The sequence below is a fragment of the Robbsia andropogonis genome (assembly GCF_034047095.1).
Lineage (GTDB): Bacteria > Pseudomonadota > Gammaproteobacteria > Burkholderiales > Burkholderiaceae > Robbsia > Robbsia andropogonis.
Genome location: NZ_CP139166.1, coordinates 455,551 through 474,231 on the forward strand (window position 1 = coordinate 455,551; position 18,681 = coordinate 474,231).

Annotated in this window: 17 protein-coding genes; 10 read left to right on the top strand and 7 right to left on the bottom strand. The window is 58.9% G+C overall.

Going from position 1 to position 18,681, the window contains the following annotated elements:
* Positions 1–52 precede the first annotated feature (52 nt).
* Complete coding sequence (locus tag SJQ66_RS07135; RefSeq protein WP_024903336.1) at positions 53–1,000, bottom strand: NAD-dependent epimerase/dehydratase family protein; 948 nt, start codon at positions 998–1,000, stop codon at positions 53–55.
* Between the two features lie 163 nt (positions 1,001–1,163).
* On the opposite strand from SJQ66_RS07135, the gene SJQ66_RS07140 reads away from it, so the two are divergent.
* The 5 genes from SJQ66_RS07140 (at position 1,164) to rutD (ending at position 5,376) form a co-directional block, all read left to right on the top strand.
* Positions 1,164–2,102, top strand: coding sequence for a LysR family transcriptional regulator (locus tag SJQ66_RS07140; RefSeq protein WP_024903335.1), 939 nt, complete (start codon positions 1,164–1,166; stop codon positions 2,100–2,102).
* Positions 2,103–2,293: 191 nt separating this feature from the next.
* Complete coding sequence (rutA, locus tag SJQ66_RS07145) at positions 2,294–3,388, top strand: pyrimidine utilization protein A (protein WP_024903334.1); 1,095 nt, start codon at positions 2,294–2,296, stop codon at positions 3,386–3,388.
* A 26-nt stretch (positions 3,389–3,414) separates the two neighbouring features.
* A complete protein-coding gene (gene rutB / locus SJQ66_RS07150) occupies positions 3,415–4,143 on the top strand; it encodes a pyrimidine utilization protein B (RefSeq protein WP_024903333.1) in 729 nt (242 codons plus the stop codon).
* 36 nt (positions 4,144–4,179) lie between these two features.
* Positions 4,180–4,569, top strand: coding sequence for a pyrimidine utilization protein C (gene rutC, locus SJQ66_RS07155; RefSeq protein ID WP_024903332.1), 390 nt, complete (start codon positions 4,180–4,182; stop codon positions 4,567–4,569).
* A 9-nt stretch (positions 4,570–4,578) separates the two neighbouring features.
* Positions 4,579–5,376, top strand: a complete 798-nt coding sequence (gene rutD, locus SJQ66_RS07160) for a pyrimidine utilization protein D (RefSeq protein WP_024903331.1) — start codon at positions 4,579–4,581, stop codon at positions 5,374–5,376.
* Here rutD and rutR read toward each other — a convergent pair.
* Entirely contained in the window at positions 5,373–6,071 is a 699-nt protein-coding gene (gene rutR, locus SJQ66_RS07165; RefSeq protein ID WP_024903330.1) for an HTH-type transcriptional regulator RutR, read from the bottom strand. The two genes, rutD and rutR, sit on opposite strands and share 4 nt — an antisense overlap.
* 367 nt (positions 6,072–6,438) lie before the next feature.
* On the opposite strand from rutR, the gene SJQ66_RS07170 reads away from it, so the two are divergent.
* Both SJQ66_RS07170 and SJQ66_RS07175 read left to right on the top strand, forming a co-directional pair.
* Positions 6,439–7,443: an AraC family transcriptional regulator gene (locus SJQ66_RS07170; RefSeq protein WP_024903329.1), complete on the top strand. Its 1,005-nt coding sequence runs from the start codon at positions 6,439–6,441 to the stop codon at positions 7,441–7,443.
* 276 nt (positions 7,444–7,719) lie between these two features.
* Positions 7,720–8,088: a hypothetical protein gene (locus SJQ66_RS07175; protein ID WP_024903328.1), complete on the top strand. Its 369-nt coding sequence runs from the start codon at positions 7,720–7,722 to the stop codon at positions 8,086–8,088.
* 28 nt (positions 8,089–8,116) lie between these two features.
* Here the strand turns inward: SJQ66_RS07175 and SJQ66_RS07180 are convergent, their stop codons facing one another.
* Positions 8,117–8,764, bottom strand: a complete 648-nt coding sequence (locus tag SJQ66_RS07180; protein ID WP_024903327.1) for a glutathione S-transferase family protein — start codon at positions 8,762–8,764, stop codon at positions 8,117–8,119.
* A 300-nt stretch (positions 8,765–9,064) separates the two neighbouring features.
* Here SJQ66_RS07180 and SJQ66_RS07185 point away from each other — a divergent pair, with 300 nt between their 5' ends.
* Both SJQ66_RS07185 and guaD read left to right on the top strand, forming a co-directional pair.
* Entirely contained in the window at positions 9,065–11,041 is a 1,977-nt protein-coding gene (locus SJQ66_RS07185) for a hydantoinase/carbamoylase family amidase (RefSeq protein ID WP_186303522.1), read from the top strand.
* A 49-nt stretch (positions 11,042–11,090) separates the two neighbouring features.
* Complete coding sequence (gene guaD, locus SJQ66_RS07190; RefSeq protein WP_024903325.1) at positions 11,091–12,449, top strand: guanine deaminase; 1,359 nt, start codon at positions 11,091–11,093, stop codon at positions 12,447–12,449.
* Between the two features lie 107 nt (positions 12,450–12,556).
* Here guaD and SJQ66_RS07195 read toward each other — a convergent pair whose 3' ends face one another.
* The 4 genes from SJQ66_RS07195 to SJQ66_RS07210 form a co-directional block, all read right to left on the bottom strand.
* Positions 12,557–13,753 carry a BMP family ABC transporter substrate-binding protein gene (locus SJQ66_RS07195; protein ID WP_081764901.1) on the bottom strand — a complete coding sequence of 399 codons (1,197 nt, stop codon included), beginning with the start codon at positions 13,751–13,753 and terminating at the stop codon, positions 12,557–12,559.
* A gap of 81 nt (positions 13,754–13,834) precedes the next feature.
* Positions 13,835–14,761 carry an ABC transporter permease gene (locus tag SJQ66_RS07200; RefSeq protein WP_320534136.1) on the bottom strand — a complete coding sequence of 309 codons (927 nt, stop codon included), beginning with the start codon at positions 14,759–14,761 and terminating at the stop codon, positions 13,835–13,837.
* Positions 14,758–15,864: an ABC transporter permease gene (locus tag SJQ66_RS07205; RefSeq protein WP_024903322.1), complete on the bottom strand. Its 1,107-nt coding sequence runs from the start codon at positions 15,862–15,864 to the stop codon at positions 14,758–14,760. Before SJQ66_RS07205 ends, SJQ66_RS07200 begins: the two co-directional genes overlap by 4 nt.
* Before the next feature lie 47 nt (positions 15,865–15,911).
* Positions 15,912–17,573, bottom strand: a complete 1,662-nt coding sequence (locus SJQ66_RS07210; protein WP_082102780.1) for an ABC transporter ATP-binding protein — start codon at positions 17,571–17,573, stop codon at positions 15,912–15,914.
* A 124-nt stretch (positions 17,574–17,697) separates the two neighbouring features.
* On the opposite strand from SJQ66_RS07210, the gene SJQ66_RS07215 reads away from it, so the two are divergent.
* Positions 17,698–18,681 (top strand): LysR substrate-binding domain-containing protein, encoded by a 984-nt coding sequence (locus SJQ66_RS07215; protein WP_024903321.1) that lies wholly within the window; start codon positions 17,698–17,700, stop codon positions 18,679–18,681.

Here is an 18,681-nt window from a genome sequence, read left to right on the forward strand (position 1 = left end):
CCCGGCGGCGTTACACTCTGTTTGCGCCGGAGCGCTCCGGGGCGTGCGATCTTCAGGCGTCCCGTAGCGCGGCGAGCGTGCGCGCGATACCTTCGGGATACGGTGTTTTCGGGATGGGGCCAATGAGCGCCTGTAGTGCCGTGTCATCCAGGATGACCGGATGCGTCAGCAGGTAGTGCATTTCGACAAATTCACGCATGAAGGGATTGAACAGTCCGACGAGCCGCAGCATCGTTTTCCCAGCAACGCGCGTCTTGATGTTTCGACCGGTCTGCCGCGCCATTTCTTCGACCAGCGCTTGCTGGGTGGTCACGCCGGCACCGCCGAGATGCCAGACGCGGCCATACGCCTGTGGCGTTTCCGCTAGTTTCGCTACTACCGGACCCACATCGGGTACATAGACGAATTCATGGGGGCGGTCGATCGGTCCGACCATGTCGGCCTTGCCGCCGCGCACCGCTGCCACCGCTGCCCCGTGTAACAAGCTGGCCGATATCGATGGTCCGTAAAAATCCGGCAGTCTTAGCACAGCGGCATTGATGCGGCCATCGGCATGTGCTTGCAAGACGAGATCTTCCTGCGCTTTTCGCATTCGTCCTTTGAACGTATGCGGTGTCCGTGGATGGTCCTCGCGGAGGGGGAGCGTGCGCGGCATGCCGTATGGATAGACGGTGCCGATCAGGATCACATTGCGGACGCCGGCAGCGATGGCGCCCTCCAGCGTCTTGCGCATCAATGCCGGATGCAGCTCGAATTTCCAATAAGGTATCCCGACCAGGTAGATGATCGTCTCGACGTCCTTGGCCGCCGCGATGATCGATGCGGGTGTATCGGGATGCCAGGTGCGAATGTCGGCAAGTGGGTCCTTGCCAAACAGGCCGCGTAGCGGCTCGGCGTCACGGCCCACCACGCAATAGGATTGACCACGCCTGCCAAGTGCCGATGCAATGCTTTGGCCGACGGCACCCGTGGCGCCGAACAGGGCGATCTTCGGATTCATATGACACGCTATATGTTGGGGTGGATTATCTAGCCGCACCGATGGATTTTTGCGACACGCGGCGCGACGGCGTTCTCGTGCGATCAGCCCAGGCAGTGTGCGGTAATGCGGAGGTAAATGAAATCAGCTAAATTAGCGTTGCAGCTATACAAAAATGCATATCATGTCCAATAGCGAACCCAGTTGGGAGTGGTACCGTACTTTTCTGCAGGTGCTGGCGACGGGATCGCTTTCAGGCGCCGCACGGGCCATGGGCATGACGCAGCCAACGGCCGGTCGCCATATCGATGCATTGGAAGCGTCGCTCGGTGTCACCTTGTTCACCCGTACCCACGACGGATTTGCGCCGACGGACGTGGCACGCGAACTTGAACCCTATGCCGTCAATCTCGCATCGAATGCCGCGGCGTTGCGGCGAACCGCCAGCGGGTACGGTACGGCAATACGCGGCAGCGTACGTCTGAGCGCCAGTGAGGTAATTGGCGTCGAGGTGCTGCCGCCAATTCTTGCCGCGCTGCGCGCCCGCCATCGTGAATTGCGAATCGAACTGGTGTTGTCGAATGCGCCGGACGACCTGCTCAGGCGTGAGGCCGATATCGCCGTACGGATGTTTCGCCCGGAGCAGGCGGCATTACTGGTGAGGCGGGTAGGCGCCATCGAGGTCGGGCTATATGCTCGGGCCGACTATCTAGCGCGGGAAGGGATGCCTGAGTCGCTCGAAGCGCTCGGACGACATGCCACTATTGGCTTCGATCAGGAAACCGCCTTTATTCGTGCGCTTCAGCAGCGCCATGGCGAGAGCCTGCGGCGCGATACCTTTTCGTTGCGCACCGATAGCGATCTCGCTCACTTGGCCGCAATACGCGCGGGTTTTGGTGTCGGTTTCTGTCAATGTCATCTCGCGGCGCGAACGCCGCAGGTGGTCCGCGTACTTGCCGATGCGTTCGTCCTGAAAATGGATACCTGGATTGCCATGCATGAAAACCTGCGAGGCAGTCCACGTTGCATGGTGGTATTTAATGCATTGGCGGAAGGCTTGAAAAGTTATATCGAGCATGGTGCCGACGCTCCGCAGGTTTCCATCGGTCCGGAAACGGGTTGACGTCACGGCGTCCTCCTTTTAGTGCGTCATGCCCATGCATGGGGCGATCACGCACCAACCATGTGATCCAACATGGACCATATAGTCCATGAAAATCAGAGTGATTTTTGTCAAGTTATTGAATCATTGGAATTTCTTCTTTCTGGCACGGAACGTGGATGGGTATTCCCATACTACTGAGGAGCCGCGACATGAAAGTTGGGGTGTTTCTTCCTATCGGTAACAATGGATGGCTGATTTCCAGTAATTCACCGCAGTACATGCCAAGTTTTGCGTTGAATCGCGACATCACGCAACGTGCCGAGCACTATGGCATGGACTTTGTGTTGTCGATGATCAAGCTGCGCGGCTTTGGTGGGAAGACGGAGTTCTGGGATCACAACCTCGAGTCCTTCACGCTGATGGCGGGTCTCGCCGCGGTGACGTCGCGAATCAAGCTTTATGCCACTGCTGCGTCGCTGGTAATGCCGCCCGCGATCGTGGCGCGCATGGCGTCGACCATCGATTCCATTGCCGAAGGGCGGTTCGGCGTCAACCTGGTGACTGGCTGGCAGAAGCCGGAGTATTCACAGATGGGCCTTTGGCCGGGAGATGCTTTTTTTGGCTCGCGGTACGCATACCTATCCGAATACATTCAAGTCATGCGGGATTTGTGGACGACCGGTAAATCGGACCTGAAGGGCAACTATTTCAAGATGGATGATTGTCGACTTAGTCCGCGCCCCAAAAAGCCGGTCGAGGTTATTTGCGCCGGTGCGAGCGACGCCGGCATGGCGTTTTCCGCGCAGTACGCCGATCACAACTTTTGTTTCGGCAAAGGGATCAACACGCCGACTGCATTTGCGCCATCCGCGCGGAGATTGATCGAGGCAACGCGTACTACGGGTCGCAAGGTCTCAACCTATGTGCTGATGATGGTGATCGCCGATGAAACCGACGAATTGGCCCGCGCCAAGTGGGAGCATTACAAGGCAGGTGTCGATCTCGACGCCGTGTCCTGGCTGGGCGAGCAGGCTGCCGCTGACAAGCAGTCCGGGGCCGATACCAATGTCCGGCAGATGGCCGACCCGACTTCGGCGGTGAACATCAATATGGGGACGCTGGTGGGCTCGTATGCCAACGTCGCGCGGATGCTCGACGAGATCGCGACCGTGGAAGGCACGGAGGGCGTGTTGTTGACGTTCGACGATTTTGTCCAGGGGATCTCGCATTTCGGCGAGCGTATTCAGCCGTTGATGCAAAGCCGTGTCGGCGTGGCCTCGCCAGTCACCTCACTGGCTGCCTGACTTTCCTTTCTTGTCCGGAGAGCATCATGCATGATGCAGCACCATCCCCCATCGCCACGTACGGCACGCGTGCGCCCGAAACCGTCGTGGTTCTGCCCTGCAAACCGGAGCCGCTGTCGCTCGATCCAGCAGCTACGGCGCTGATCATCGTTGACATGCAGAATGCGTACGCATCGCTTGGAGGCTATGTCGATACAGCCGGCTTCGATATCTCCGGCGCGCAAGGTACGATTGCCAATATTGCCGCTATTGCCGAGGCCGCGCGTGTGGCTGGCATCCTCGTGGTTTATCTCCAAAATGGCTGGGATGCGGCGTACCAGGAAGCGGGTGGGGAAGGGTCGCCGAATTGGCACAAGTCCAATGCATTGAAGACGATGCGTCGGCGCCCGGAACTGCATGGCCAATTTCTTGCAAAAGGGGGGTGGGACTACGCGCTCGTGGATGCATTGCAGCCACGGCCGGGCGATCTTGTCGTGCCCAAGACACGCTATAGCGGCTTTTTCAATAGCACACTGGACAGTACATTGCGAGCGCGCGGTATTCGCAGTCTTGTCTTCACGGGCATCGCGACGAACGTGTGCGTGGAATCCACGGTGCGGGATGCCTTTCATCTCGAATACTTTTCGGTGATGTTGCGCGACGCCACACACGACCTCGGCGGCAAGGCGATGCAACATGCGAGCGAGTACAACATCGAAACGTTCTTCGGTTGGACATCGGACACGAATACCTTCATCGAAGCCATCAAACGTTGAATAACCCCAGCCAAAGTAAATGCAAGGATATGTCCCATGAAGAAATCGATCATTCCCGCGGGTTCGGGTACGCCAATCGCTCCATTCGTGCCTGGCGTGCTTGCACAGAACACGCTGTACGTATCCGGTACGCTGCCATTCGATGAGAAGAACAATGTGGTTCATGTGGGTGACGCCGCGGGACAGACTCGGCATGTGCTTGAGACGATTTCGCGCGTCGTGGCGGAAGCGGGCGGAACAATGGCCGATGTGACGTTCAACATGATCATGTTGCGTGATTGGTCGGACTATGCCGCCATCAACACGGTCTATGCGGAATTCTTTCCCGGCGAAAAACCGGCTCGATATTGCATTCAGTGCGGTCTGGTCAAGCCGGACGCGCTTGTCGAGATTGCCTCGATTGCGCATATCGACCGCCCGGTCTGAACGCGCGCCATGACCCACTCACTCCATTTCGAGGTACACGGGCCGCGCGATGAAACAACGCCTGTCGTGTTGTTGTCGTCCGGTCTTGGCGGCTCGGCGAACTATTGGCGGCCGCAGATGGGGGCTTTGCGCGAGCAGGGTTTCCAGGTCATCGTCTACGATCAACGGGGAACGGGCCGGAGTCCCGCGACGCTGCCTGACAATCATACGATAGGCGCAATGGCCTCCGACGTTATCGATGTCATGGAGGCAACCGGCGTCGCCAGTTGTCATTTTGTCGGGCACGCGCTGGGGGGACTGGTTGGTATGCAACTGGCGCTAGATGCACCCGAGCGGCTGAACAGCCTCACGCTGATCAATGCATGGCCCGCGATGCGGTCTGCCACGCGACGGTGCTTTGATGCACGGCTGCAATTACTCGATCACGCCGGCGTCCGACCGTACGTCGAAGCGCAACCGATTTTTTTGTATCCCGCTACTTGGATAGAGGCGCACCCTGCACAGGTTGAGACGGAGGTCGAACACGCTATTCATGGCTTCCCGCCGATTTCCAATATGCGGCGGCGCATTGCGGCGTTGAAGGCGTTCGATGCGACGGAGCAATTGTCGTCGATAACGGTGCCGACACTGGTAGTTGCCGCGCAGGATGATGTGTTGGTTCCCAGCAGCGCGTCGCATGCCCTATGCGCGGGTTTGCCCGCCGCCACGCTGCATATGATGGCGCATGGCGGTCATGCCTGTAATATTACTTGTCCTGACGCGTTCAATTGCACGCTGCTGGATTTTCTCGCTGGTCTGAGGTGTTAAGACGTGCGACTGCCTGGCAGGACGCCGTTCAATACGATTTCACAAAGCGTACGTTCGGTCTCTGCAAAGAACGTCGCATCTCTTAGCGTGCTGCCGGTCAGCGCTTCTACCTGAAACGAAAAGTCCGCATAGTGCTGCGTCGTGGCCCACAGAAAGAAAATGAGATGATGCGGCGTGACCGGGGCCAACTTGCCTTGTGCAATCCATTGCTCGATGACCGTGCGCTTTTCCTCCACGATCAGCTTCAGGTTGGAGAGTAGTTCCTCGCCAAACACCGGTGCGCCTTGCATTATTTCAATACAGAAGAGGCGGGACGCCGCAGGATTGTCGCGAGAGGCAAGCAGTTTTTGATGGATATATTCGCGCAACGCGACGGCGGGATTCTGGGCCGGATCGAACGCTCGTAAAGGCAGCAGCCAGATTTGGAGCAGGTCACGCAGCAGGGCTGCATACAGCTCTTCCTTGTTGTTGAAGTAGTAGAGCAGATTCCCCTTCGACACATCCGCGCGCTCGGCGATCTGGTCGACACTGGTTCCATGAAAACCGTATGTTGAAAACAGATCCAGTGCTGCGGCAAGAATCGTTCGACGCTTGGTGTCGATCTGCCGCTGACGCCGGAGTTGGCTCGCTTCGCTGGGTGCGCCGCGCTTGCGTCGCGGCACGCTTTCATCGTCATTACCGCGCAACTTCACCATTGTCTGCCCTGATGTTTTTGATATGGCATTAAAAATAGCAAGCGACTATAGCACATGCATTGCGCCGGTACTTATCACGCGGGAGACGGCGCGTGAACTGCTCAGGGTGCTCTGCGCGGTATGTTTCGAGCCTTCGATTCAAGCACCTGGGCAGAGGTCGCGGCATACAGGGTGGCGCAGGAAACAACGATGACTTGCGCCGCTTGAATAAACCGCGTAAAAATCGGCACATAGACGACACGTCGGCGGTGCGGGATCAGTGACCCCGGCGTGTCCGGTAAGGCGTTGCCAATCCGGATGTGGTCGTAAAGCCGGCTGTGCGACCGAATCGGTCGTCGGCTGCGGTCCATTTCGTATTTGTTTGCCGATGCTGTTACCTTTTTCCGCCTCATCTGGCCTCGTGACGCCCGTCCGTGAGGTCATCGTGCCGGTTCGCTTCGATGTCACAACGCTATCCGCTTCGGCACAGTTATTGGCGTGGCGTGAACGGGTCGGCCAGTTCGTTGACGTGGAAGTATCGCGTGCCAGGACGCAAATACCATTCAATGCGTGGTTCGATCGTTATGCAGTGGGTGACTACGTCTTCGTGAATTGCTATTCGGATCATGTGGCGCTCGAACGATCGATTGGGCGCATCTCGCGTGATAATGCCCGTAGCATCACGTTCCACGTATTCTTTCGGGGCGATCCCGCCACGATCTTGCGCCATCGGGGGAATCGACACGACGCTCCCGCCGACGTCGGAGTGCTTGCCGCGGATCTGGAGCAGCCACTGCGGTGGGCACGTCAGTTAAGCTGGCATGCCAATATTTTTGTGCCAGCGCGTCGCCTGCAGGCGCAATTCATCGATCCGGGTATTTTGCATGGTCGTTGTCTGGTTGTCGGCTCGCCGGATGTGTTGCTGATCACGGAGATGACTCGGGCGTACGCTCGCGATGTCCGTCAGATGACCGTGCAAGAAGCCCACTTCCGGCTGGAGCGCATCATCGACTTGATCGGCAACGCGTATGGCAAGGACCTTGGGTTGGGTCCGAGCGCACAAGCCGTTGCGCGGGAGCGCGCCATGAATCGGGCCCGCCGGTACATCCATGAGCATTTGTTTGAAAGTGATCTTACGCCGGAGCGCGTCCTGCGAGTATCGGGACTGTCGCGAGCCTCTTTGTACCGGTTGTTCGAACACCAGGGCGGACTCGCCGCCTATATTCGGGATTTGCGCCTGAGAGCGGCCGCGACCGACCTGGTCCGCTTGCCGGACCTGCCGATCAAGGATATTGCGTACTCGGTGGGTTTCAAAAGCGCTTCGGACTTCTCGCGTGCTTTTCGCCGTGCCTTTGACACGACTCCCCAGGAACTGCGCGGCGAGTTGATCTGAAATCAGTCGAAAGCGAGACAATTGCACGTTAAAAACGCCACGGACAGATGCTAAACCGATGTTTTTCTCAAAAAAATGAGACGCATTGTCAAGCTGCTGAAATCCGTACTGCTAGGATCGACCCGTGCTGGCAGTCCGCGTTCATCGCCATTCTGCCGAGAGAGGAAGGGGGACGCCGAAGTAGGCGAGCGGGCCTGCCGGCGACACACCGGTTGACGGGTAGCAGCATCTGATCCGTCGTTCGGGAATGATATTTCGTTCTTCGAGTGTCTGATAATGAATCACGCCGCGCCGCTTTATGTCCAGTTTCTGCAAGCGTCGAACCTGTCTACCGCTGATTTCGGGTTGCCGAAGCTCGACGCCGTGGAAGAGGAAATTCTGAATACCATCGGTCGATTCCAAGCGGCCGGGCAGCCTTTGTGCGTCAAGGAACTGTTACATAATCCACATCTAGGGTCGCCAAGCCGCATTTTCGACCGACTCCGCGCCATGCGCTTGAGCGGGTGGCTCGCGATGGTGGACGCCGATGACAATCGGCGGAAGCGTGTCATGCTGACGGAAGACGCATTGCGGTTTTTCGATCATCTTGGCGATTGCATCAATCGCGTTGCCGCGGGTCAGCAGCCTTTCGCCGACGACCACTGATCGATTGCCGCCGTAGCGCCAGCATGGCTCATTGGGCGGCGTTTTGCCACTCCGACAGCCCTTCGCGCGTGTTGAGTTCGAGGAACGACGGACGGGCGCGCATCGCAGTGATATAGCGCATCAGGCAAGGCCATTCCGTCGCCGGCCGCGGCATGTGCCGTGACCATCGCATCAGCATCGTTGCCAGAAAATCGACCGTGGTCAGCGCTTCCCCGAGCAGGAATGCACGGTCGTCCGATAAATGTTGATTCAATTTTTCCCATGCCGCTTCAATGCGGCGCCGTGCGAGCGCTTTGACCGCCTCCGCGCCAGCCGGATCGCCATCAGTGGCGGCGTAAAACCAGTCACGCATGGCTGGCAATAGCGTATTTGCGAGATAAATCATCATCTCGAACCACGCGGCGCGATCAGTGGCGCCTGGCGCCGGAGCCAGTGCCGCTTCCGGATGTCGCTCGGCCAGCAGCATGAGGAGTGCGGCTGACTCACCACGGGGAGCGTCATCGACGATCAGCGTCGGCACTCTCCCCTCCGGGTTCAGGAGTCGATATTTCGGGTCATGCTGTGCACCGTTATTGATATCGATGCGAACGGCTTTAAAGGGCAGACCCAATTCCAGGAGCATCCAATGAACGGAGAAGCTGGCGGCGCCCGGGGAATAATATAGGGTATAAGACATCTTTATATTCCGATACGTGTCATTGACGTCATCATAAACGGCTGGAATACAGCCGTCGATCCGTTGCCGGGCAAGGAGCATGAAATCGCCAACCACGGTTGTAACGCAAAGCGTTCATGTGTTGCTGCATAAGCCCTTCATTGTCGCTGCGTTATATTCCCTTTGTTCCGACAAGCTATGATCCAAGAATATCGGCGCGCTCGCGTGGCGCTTTTTCCGAGTTTCGCTTGCAAGCGCTGCTTAGGCCAAGGCATGGAACGGCGCGATCCCTTCTCTACAGGGCAGACGGAGACAATGCAGATGGACAACGACCTCAGCCTTGCGGCATTGAACACCGCCGACCCGTCTACCTTCGTGGCATTGCTCGACGGACTCTACGAGCACACCGAGTGGGTCACGTCTCGGATTGCCGCGCAGCGCCCCTTCGTCAGTGCGAACGCGTTGCTGCATGCTCTCTGGCGCTGTGTGGCAGAGGCCAATGACGACGAACAGCGCGCGCTGATTTGCGCACATCCCGAATTAGGTGTGTTGGCCGGCTCCGTCAGCGATGATGCGGTCCGCCCATCAGAGGTGGTTGACCGTCCACGGAACGGAGACGGGTTGCCTGTGCGTGGCAATCCGACCCTCACGGCTGCATCTGCCTATGAACAGCAAGTTGCTGGGTTGCGCAACGCGCTGCCGGATGCACTGCGTGAGGCATTGCAACACGACAACCGTGCATATCGCGCGCGTTTCGGGTTTCCCTTCGTTTTGGCGGTTCGCGGTTCCGATGGGGCCGGTATGACTCCAGAAAACATTCTCGCGGCGCTGCGGCGCCGTCTGCGACATAACGCCCATGACGAGCAGGCGGAGGCACTGCGGCAAATCAACCGGATCGCCGAGCTGAGGTTGCATAAACGCCTTGGTATTTTACCCATGCGGGGCCTGGCGGTATTGCGTTGGTGCGACCAGTTGGCGATGCATAGCGAAGATGCGGACGCGTTGACCTGTACCTATTTGACGCCCGCCCATCGGGCAAGTGCACGGGATATCGCGCGATGGATGCGTGAAGCCGGTTTGCGCACCCATATCGATGCGTTCGGGAATGTCATCGGACGCTATGTATCAGATCTACCCAACGCCCGTACGCTGTTGACCGGATCGCATTACGATACGGTACGCAACGGCGGAAAATACGATGGGCGGGTAGGCATCCTGCTACCCATCGCGATGATCGCCGGATTTCAGGGCAGGAAAGTGCGCCTGCCGTTTCATCTGGATGTGGTCGCATTTGCCGAGGAAGAAGGTGTCAGATTTCGAACGTCGTTTCTTGGTAGCAGTGTGTTGACCGGTAATCTTCCCGATGCGCTTCTGGCGCGCGCTGATGAGTCGGGCGTACGTCTTGATCGCTTGCTTGCGGAAGCAGGATGGGGTGATGGCATCCACCGCGAGGGGCAGGACGTCGAGACCCCCGCCGCCACACCGACGATCGATGCGGCATGGCTGGCTGCAGTGCGCCGTAAGGCATTGGCACCGGAGTCTTTGCTGGCATATCTTGAAATGCATATCGAGCAAGGTCCTGTGCTGTTTACCGAAGAGGTGCCATTAGGCGTGGTAACCGCTATCTCCGGCAGCAAGCGGTATATCGTACGCTTGGATGGTATCGCTGGACATGCCGGTGCCATGCCGATGACGATGCGGCGCGATGCGGCCGCGGCCGCGGCTGAAATCACGTTGTACGTCGAGTCGCGTTGCAGCGGCATCGCTACATTGGTTGGTACGGTCGGTCGACTGGAAGTGCCAAACGGCTCGGTGAATGTCGTACCGGGCCGTTGTCTGATGTCGATCGATATCCGCGCTGGCGACGATGCGACGCGTGACGCGGCGGTTGATGATGTGATGGCGCACATCGCCGCCATTTGCGCGCGCCGCGGTGTGGAAGTCGGGATCGACCTCGTGCTTGCATCCGATACGGTCCCCTGCGCGCCGGCATTGCAGCAACGCTTCGCATCGGCGCTCCGCGAGTTGGGTCTTCCTTCACGACGCTTACCATCCGGCGCCGGCCACGACGCGGTGGAAATGAGTCGAATCACCGATGTCGGCATGTTGTTCATCCGTTGTGGCAATGGCGGGATCAGCCATAATCCGCTGGAGACGGTGACAGCCGACGATTTGGAACGGGCAGGGCAGGCCTTCGAATGGGTTGTGCATGACCTTGCCAAGGACGAATGGGCAACATTGGATCTCGTGCAAGCGGCGTGTCGGCGCGCGGACGTCGCCGAGGGCGGGAGTCTTTGAACAAGGTGCCGTCACCCGAAAGCCGCGCGACGATGCGCCATGGATAAAGATGACAGAGAACGAAACCCTTTCCGCACCGCACGACGGCGCACCGCTGGCCGCGATCTACCGTGCGTCGTTGTTGTATTTCACGAATGATCCTGCCATCGATGCCGGCGCTTTACAGTGGCATGAGGATGGCGCGTTGCATGTTTGCGGCGGTCGTATCGTGGATGTCGGCGACACCGCCGACGTGCTTGCGCGCGCGGCGATACCAGTGGAAGGACGGGCCGACAAGCCCGTCATGCATGACTGGCGTGGCCGAATCATCATGCCGGGCTTCATCGACACGCATCTCCATTTCCCACAAATCGAGATGATAGGCTCGCCTGCTCCCGGCCTGTTGCCCTGGCTCGAACACTATACGTTTCCAACCGAGAGGGCTTTTGAGGACCAGAGCCATGCCAAGGCCATCGCTGATGTTTTCGTCGACGAACTGTTGCGTAACGGGACGACGACGGCGATGGTCTATTGCAGTGTTCACCCCACGTCGGTCGACGCTTTGTTTCAAACCTGTGCCAAGCGCGACCTGCGAATGATTGCTGGAAAGGTCATGATGGACCGACATTGCCCCCCCTGGATTGCCGATACTGCGGAGCGTGGGGCGCGGGAAACGGAGGCATTGATCCAGCGGTGGCATGGCAAACAACGGCTGGCGTATGCCATCACGCCGCGTTTCGCCCCGACGTCAACGCCTGAGCAACTGGGGTTGGCTGGTGCGCTTGCCCAGCAATATAGCGATACCTACGTCCAATCGCACGTGGCGGAGAACCAGGACGAGGTAGCGTGGGTGCGCGCGTTATTCCCCGCATCACGCAGTTATCTGGATGTCTACGACCACGCTGGTCTGTTGCGGGAACGTGCGATGTACGGTCACTGCATCTACCTCGACGATGAGGATCGCAGGCGGATGGCCAGCACAGGCGCAGCGGCGGCTGTCTGCCCTACATCGAATCTGTTCCTGGGAAGTGGTCTGTTCGATTTCGAGAAAGCACGGGCATCGAAGATGGTGACCACGCTGGCGACAGACGTTGGCGGTGGCACCAGTTTCTCGATGCTGGCAACGATGAACGAAGCGTACAAAGTCGCGCGAATGGGTGGCTATTACCTCGACGCCACGACAATGTTCTATATGGTGACATTGGGTGCCGCGCGCGCCTTGCGACTGGAGGGCACCGTGGGTAGCCTCGGTGTTGGAAACGACGCGGACTTCATCGTCGTCGATCGTCACGCGACGCCTTTGCTGTCTCGTCGCACCGATCGCTGCACCTCCACTGACGAGGTACTTTTCGCTATCGCGATGCTGGGGGACGATCGCGCGATTGCAGCCACGTTTTCTTATGGCCGCTGCGTGCATCGCCGCGCTTGATTCGCATCACGTTGTTCCAAGCGGGGTATGACGCCTACCTTTGCATGCCTGTTGCAAAAATCCGGTCGCGGCACGCGATGTTGTCGCAACTGACCGCGACCGATATGTTACTTCGGCAGACTGCCGTCCACGCCTTCGACATACCAGTTCATTCTCTGTAGCGCGGGATCGTCGAGTTTCTGTCCCGCTGCAATCTTGACATTACCCTGCTGATCCTTGATTGGTCCGGTGAACACGTCCCAACTGCTGGATTCCATGGCTTGCCGCTTGCTGTTCACTGCACTCAGTACCGTGGATGAGAGGGCTTTCGTGTTGACATCCTCAAGCGAGACGGCATGTTGCGCCATGCCCCACCAGACCGGATCCGATTGCCATTTACCATCCAGCACTTGCTGAATCAGCGCGGTGTAATAGACGCCCCAATTTCCTACGACCGATCCGAGATGCGCGGAAGGTCCGTACTTTTCCATATTCGAATCCCAGCCGAATGCATGCACGTGTTTCTCTGCCGCTGTTTGCAGCGTGGCGGATGAATCCGTGTTCTGTATCAGGACATCCGCGCCTTGTGCGATCAACGTCTCGGCGGCTTGTTTTTCCTTGCCTGGGTCGAACCAGCTATTGATCCAGATGACTTTCGTATGGACCTTCGGATTTACCGAGCGTGCGCCCAGCGTGTAAGCATTGATATTGCGAACGACTTCAGGAACGGGTATCGAGGCGACGAATCCAAGGGTATTTGACTTGGTTGTCTCGCCGGCAATGACACCGGCGAGATAGGCGCCCTGATACATGCGGACATCATAGGTGCCGAAATTCTTAGCACGTTTGTAGCCAGTGGCATTGACGAATATCGTGTCTGGGAACGAGCGGGCCACTTTCAGCGCGAAGTCCTGGTATCCAAAGCTGCTGGCGATGACCAGCTTGTTGCCGCGGGCCGCGAGGTCTCGGAACACGCGCTCGGCATCCGCCGATTCTGGAATATTCTCGACACGCGTGATCTTTACCTTATCGCCGAAGGCGGCTTGTGCGGCCTTTGAGCCGGCATCGTGTGCAAAGGTCCAGCCCGCGTCGCCCGGATTACCCAGGTACACAAACGCGACTTCCAGCGGTTTGTTCTCCGCGGCGCTGGCGACAGAGCCCCATACGGTACTCGCGCCGCCGAGTAATGCGCCGGTACAGGTGACCGCAATGGCGTGCAATGCGGCGCGTCGCCGGGACGACGATGCCGATGACACGCCAGCGACGTCGGCCGCATCGGTTGCCTCGATGGAAGTGATGTCGCGGTAAGCGCGGGTGCGATGCATTGTAAACTCCTGGTTTTGCGTGGAATGAGTGGTCGCCGCATTGAAAACGAGCGCGACGCGAAATCTCGAAATATTTGCGGTTCAGTTGGTGGGTGAAGACTTGCCGAGTGATGCCGGTGCGTTGAGGCGAATCATTGTTTCATTGCGCGACATCAATACGAGGACGACGATGGTCACGACGTAGGGCAGCATTGCCAGGAATTGCGTCGGGATGGCTAGCCCGCTGCCTTGCGCGAAAAACTGGCCGGCGGTAACGGCACCGAAGATCAGTGCGCCTATCAGGAGTCGGCCGGGACGCCATGTTGCAAATACCACCAGTGCAAGGGCAATCCAGCCGCGACCGGCAGTCAGTTGTTCCTGCCAGACATGAAGATAGACCACCGCGTAGTAGCCCCCGGCGAGGCCCGCCATGACCCCTCCGAAGAGCGCGCTGGCATAGCGAATGCCCTGAACCGGAAATCCCATTGCATGTGCCACGTCGGGCGCTTCGCCAACGGCACGCAAGGTCAGTCCGGCCTTCGTGCGATAGAGAAACCATCCAACGCACGGGAACGCCAGGAACGCCAGATACCCCACCGGCGACAACGAGAAAAAGGCGGGGCCGACCACCGGAATATGCGAAAGGCCGGGTATGGGCAGTCCCTCGATCGTATGTGGCAGGGTCGCCGAGGTATAGGGCTTGCCGATATAGGCGGAAAGACCCGTCCCGAAAATCGTCAGCGCCAGGCCGGTCGCAATCTGATTGGCGCGCAGTCCAATCGCGACGATGGCGAACAAGAGCGCCATGACCATGCCTGCCAGCACGGCGCAACCCATTCCCAACCAGGGATTGCCGCTGGTGGCGGCCACGGCATATCCCGTAACCGCGCCCACAAGCATCATGCCTTCGACGCCGGGATTGATCACGCCTGACTTCTCGACGACCAGTTCCCCCAGTCCGGCGAGCATCAACGGGACCGCGGCGACAACCGTGCTCGACAGCAAGGCGGACGTTTCGTGGCCGTTCATGATAGTTCCTTTCCGATGGCGGGAGACGTAGGTGTGCCTGGCATGGCTTGCCGGATGGCCTGTGCATGCCGCCACCGTACCCGGTAATGAACCAGGACGTCGCAAGCAAGCAGGCAGAACAGCAATAGCCCCTGGAAAACGCCACTCAATGCTTGTGGTAGCTGCATCGATAACTGGATGGACTCGCCGCCGAGGTAGAGCAGCGCCATCAACATGCTGCCGAGGACAATACCGAATGGATGAAGACGTCCTAGAAAGACGACGATAATTGCCGTAAATCCATAGCCTGGCGACCACGTTGCCTGCAGTTGTCCGATGGGACCGGCTATCTCGCCCATCCCCGCAAGCCCCGCCAAGCCGCCACTGACAAGCAAGGCGGTCCAGGTCGCTCGCGTTGCCGAGAATCCGGCGTAGCGAGCGGCGGCTGGCGCCATGCCGCCGACACGGAGCCGGTAACCGACGGCGGAGAATTTCAGGGTTGCCCATGCCACGGGGATTGCAATCAAGGTAACCAGCACTGATGCATTCAGTCGCGTGCCTTGCCAGAAGACGAGGTGCCAATCACCGGAAAATGTCGGGTAGAGCGCGTTGACGTCGAACATCTCGGATAGCGGGAAATTCATGCCTTGCGGGTCTCGCCATGGCCCACTGACCAGATACACCATCAATTGCGGTGCCACGTACGTCAACATCAAGCTGACCAGTATCTCGCTGGTATTGAAGCGCGTACGCAACCATGCGGGAATGGCGGCCCAGAACATACCAGCGAGCACGCCCGCAGTCATCATCGCGGGCAGTAGCATCATGCGTGGTGTATCGCCACCGTAGATGGCAACACCGCTGGCCGCGATGCCCCCCATCAGCAACTGCCCTTCGGCGCCAATGTTCCAGACATTCGCGCGATAGCAGAAAGCAAGTCCGAGACCGATCAGGCATAGCGGAGAGGCTTTCAACAACAACTCGGACCAGCCATTGCGATTCGATAAGGGCTCTATAAAAAACGCATGCATTGCCGCGCCGGCGTCGGCGCCTGCGGTGCGGAAAAGAAGATAGCCCGCCAGCAGGGTCAGGGCCGCCGCGACCAAGGGTGCCCCGTATCGCATGGTTCGTGCCGGGATGGGGCGAGGTTCCAGACGTGGGAGCCAATTCTTCAACGCGAACCTCCTGCGGTCATCCACTGTCCAATTTCCTCGGGGCTGGTCGCTGCCGTCTCGTACGATTCGGTCAGGCGGCCGGCCGCGATGACGGCGATGCGATCCGACAGTGCGAACAGTTCGGAAAGCTCTTCAGATACAAGCAATATCGCGGTACCCTGGGCGGCCATGTCCAGCAGACGTTGGCGTATCAGCGTTGCCGCGCCGATATCCACGCCCCACGTGGGCTGGGCGACCAATAATACCCGCGGCGTTCGGGTCAGCTCACGTCCGACGATGAATTTCTGCAAGTTACCGCCGGACAGACTCTGTGCCAGTGCATTGGGGCCACCGCATCGCACATCGAATTCATCGATCCAGCGCGCGGCGCAAGCGCGTGCAACGCTGCGGCGAAAACGGCCGAACCACCGTGCTCCGAGCATGCGCGGGCTGCGGTCGGCTGAGTCGGTAAGTGCCGCGTTTTCGGTCAACGACATCGCGGGCACGGCGCCACGGCCCAGTCGTTCTTCTGGAACATATGCCAGACCTTGCGCTCGCCGCGTCTTCACGCCTGCCCGGCTTATCGGCTTGCCGCATAGTTGAATCGTATCGATCGCGGCATTGCGATCAAGGGCCTTTTCACCGGACAATGCGGCGAGCAGTTCCGCCTGACCATTTCCCGAAATGCCCGCAATACCGAGAATCTCGCCTGCGTGCAAGGATAATGTGACATCTTGCAGATGTGCGCCGAATGGGTCTGGATTGGTCACATTGAGATGACGAACCCGCAGGGCGACCGGCCGTGTGACGGTATTGTCCGTTTTATCAAGTAGGCGTTCGTGTGCGCCCGCGCGGCGATAGGCAGGGATATCGCGGCCCACCATCAGTGATGCAAGGCTTTCAACGCCGTGCTCGGCGGGATACACGACACCGGTCACCTTCCCGCCGCGCATGACTGTCGCACGGTGGCAGAGTGTGCGGACTTCGTCGAGCTTATGGCTGATATAGAGGATGCTGCAGCCTTCGGCGGCGAGCCGGCGCAATACTGAAAACAGCTTTTCCACCGCCTGTGGCGCGAGCACGGATGTGGGTTCGTCCATGATCAACAGGCGCGGCGACTGCAGCAGGCAGCGGACGATCTCCACGCGCTGTCGCTCACCCACGGTAAGTGCATGAATATGGCGCTGGGGAGCGATATCGAGACCGTAATCCTGCGAGACCCTGGCAATGCGTCTGGACAGCGAGGGCAGGTCAAATGGCGCTTCCAGCGCAAGGGCGATGTTTTGGGCGACGGTCAGTGTCTCGAACAGTGCGAAGTGCTGAAACACCATGCCGATGCCGAGACGCCGTGCCGCGGCGGGTGAGCCGATCGTTACCGGTTCGCCGTCCCAGAATAAGCCGCCGCTATCCGGCTGAACGGCACCATACACAATTTTCATCAACGTACTTTTACCGGCGCCGTTCTCCCCGACTACCGCATGAATCTCGCCTGGCTGGACCGTCAGGTCGACGCCATCGTTGGCGCGCACCAGTGGATAACGTTTCGAGATGCCGCGCAATGCGAGGCGCGGCGATGTGCCGCCGGGATCGGCCCCGGCCCCTGCCGTCGACGGCTTGCCATCCTTTGCCGCATGTACGGTACCAACGGGATGGACATTTGACGCGCTAATTTTGTTCATACTCAATACCGTATATGTCTCCGGACTATCATTTCAATGTCGATATGGTGGATGCGCGGGTCGTGCGCTCACCATACCGCCAAAAGACACGCCGTACGCGGCCCGCCCTGTAGCGAGACACACCATGAGCCAGCAACGAGAGGCAATCGATACGTATTTGTTGCGGGTCCTTCACACGCTGCTGAACGAACGCAGCGTGACCCGTACCGCCATCAAGTTGAACCAATCGCAACCCGCGGTCAGCGCCGCATTGCGTCGATTGCGCGATATCACCGGTGATCCGTTGCTGGTGCGCGGCAAAGCGGGCATGGTGCCCACCGATCACGGCCTGTGGTTGGTCGAGCCGGTGCGCAATGCGCTTGCGGAAATCGACCGCATCTGCCATCACCAGCCGGTGTTTGATCCCGCAACATCGACGCGCTGTTTCCGTGTGGCGTGTCCTGATTACTTGAATACGCTGTTCATGCCGATGATTGTCGAGCAGTTTCGTCGAGCGGCTCCGCATGCCATCCTTGAAATGCACTCGCTCGGGCCTGCCTATGATCATCAACAAGCATTGGAGACAGGGCAACTGGACGTGATTATCGGCAACTGGACCGAACCGCCCGAGCAGATGCATTTGTCTAATCTCTTGACCGATGAAATCGTCTGTCTGTTGAGTGCCTCTCACCCGTACGCACGCGGCGGCGTGATGACGATGGAGCAATATCTGAAGGCCCCGCATGTCGTACCCACCCCGTACACGGTAGGCAAGCGCGGCGCGATCGATACGTTTCTTGGCCAGGAACGACTGAAGCGAAATGTCGTGGTCACGCTCCCATATTTCAATCTCGTCCCCTACGCCTTGGTTCAATCGGATCTGATCTTCACCACCACCCGCTTGTTCGCCGATTACTACGCCAAGCAGTTGCCGCTGGTCGTGATGCCGGCACCGCTCGCGTTCCCGCCAATGCATTACTATCAGTTGTGGCATGAACGCGTGCATCATTCCAATGAGGTGCGGTGGTTGCGCGGGTTGATCGGTGACGTCGTGCAAGCCTTGCGCAAGGCTTACGGCGTCGCAGAGGGAAGTGGCCCGACAATCACGCCAGGCACCGCGCAACATTGA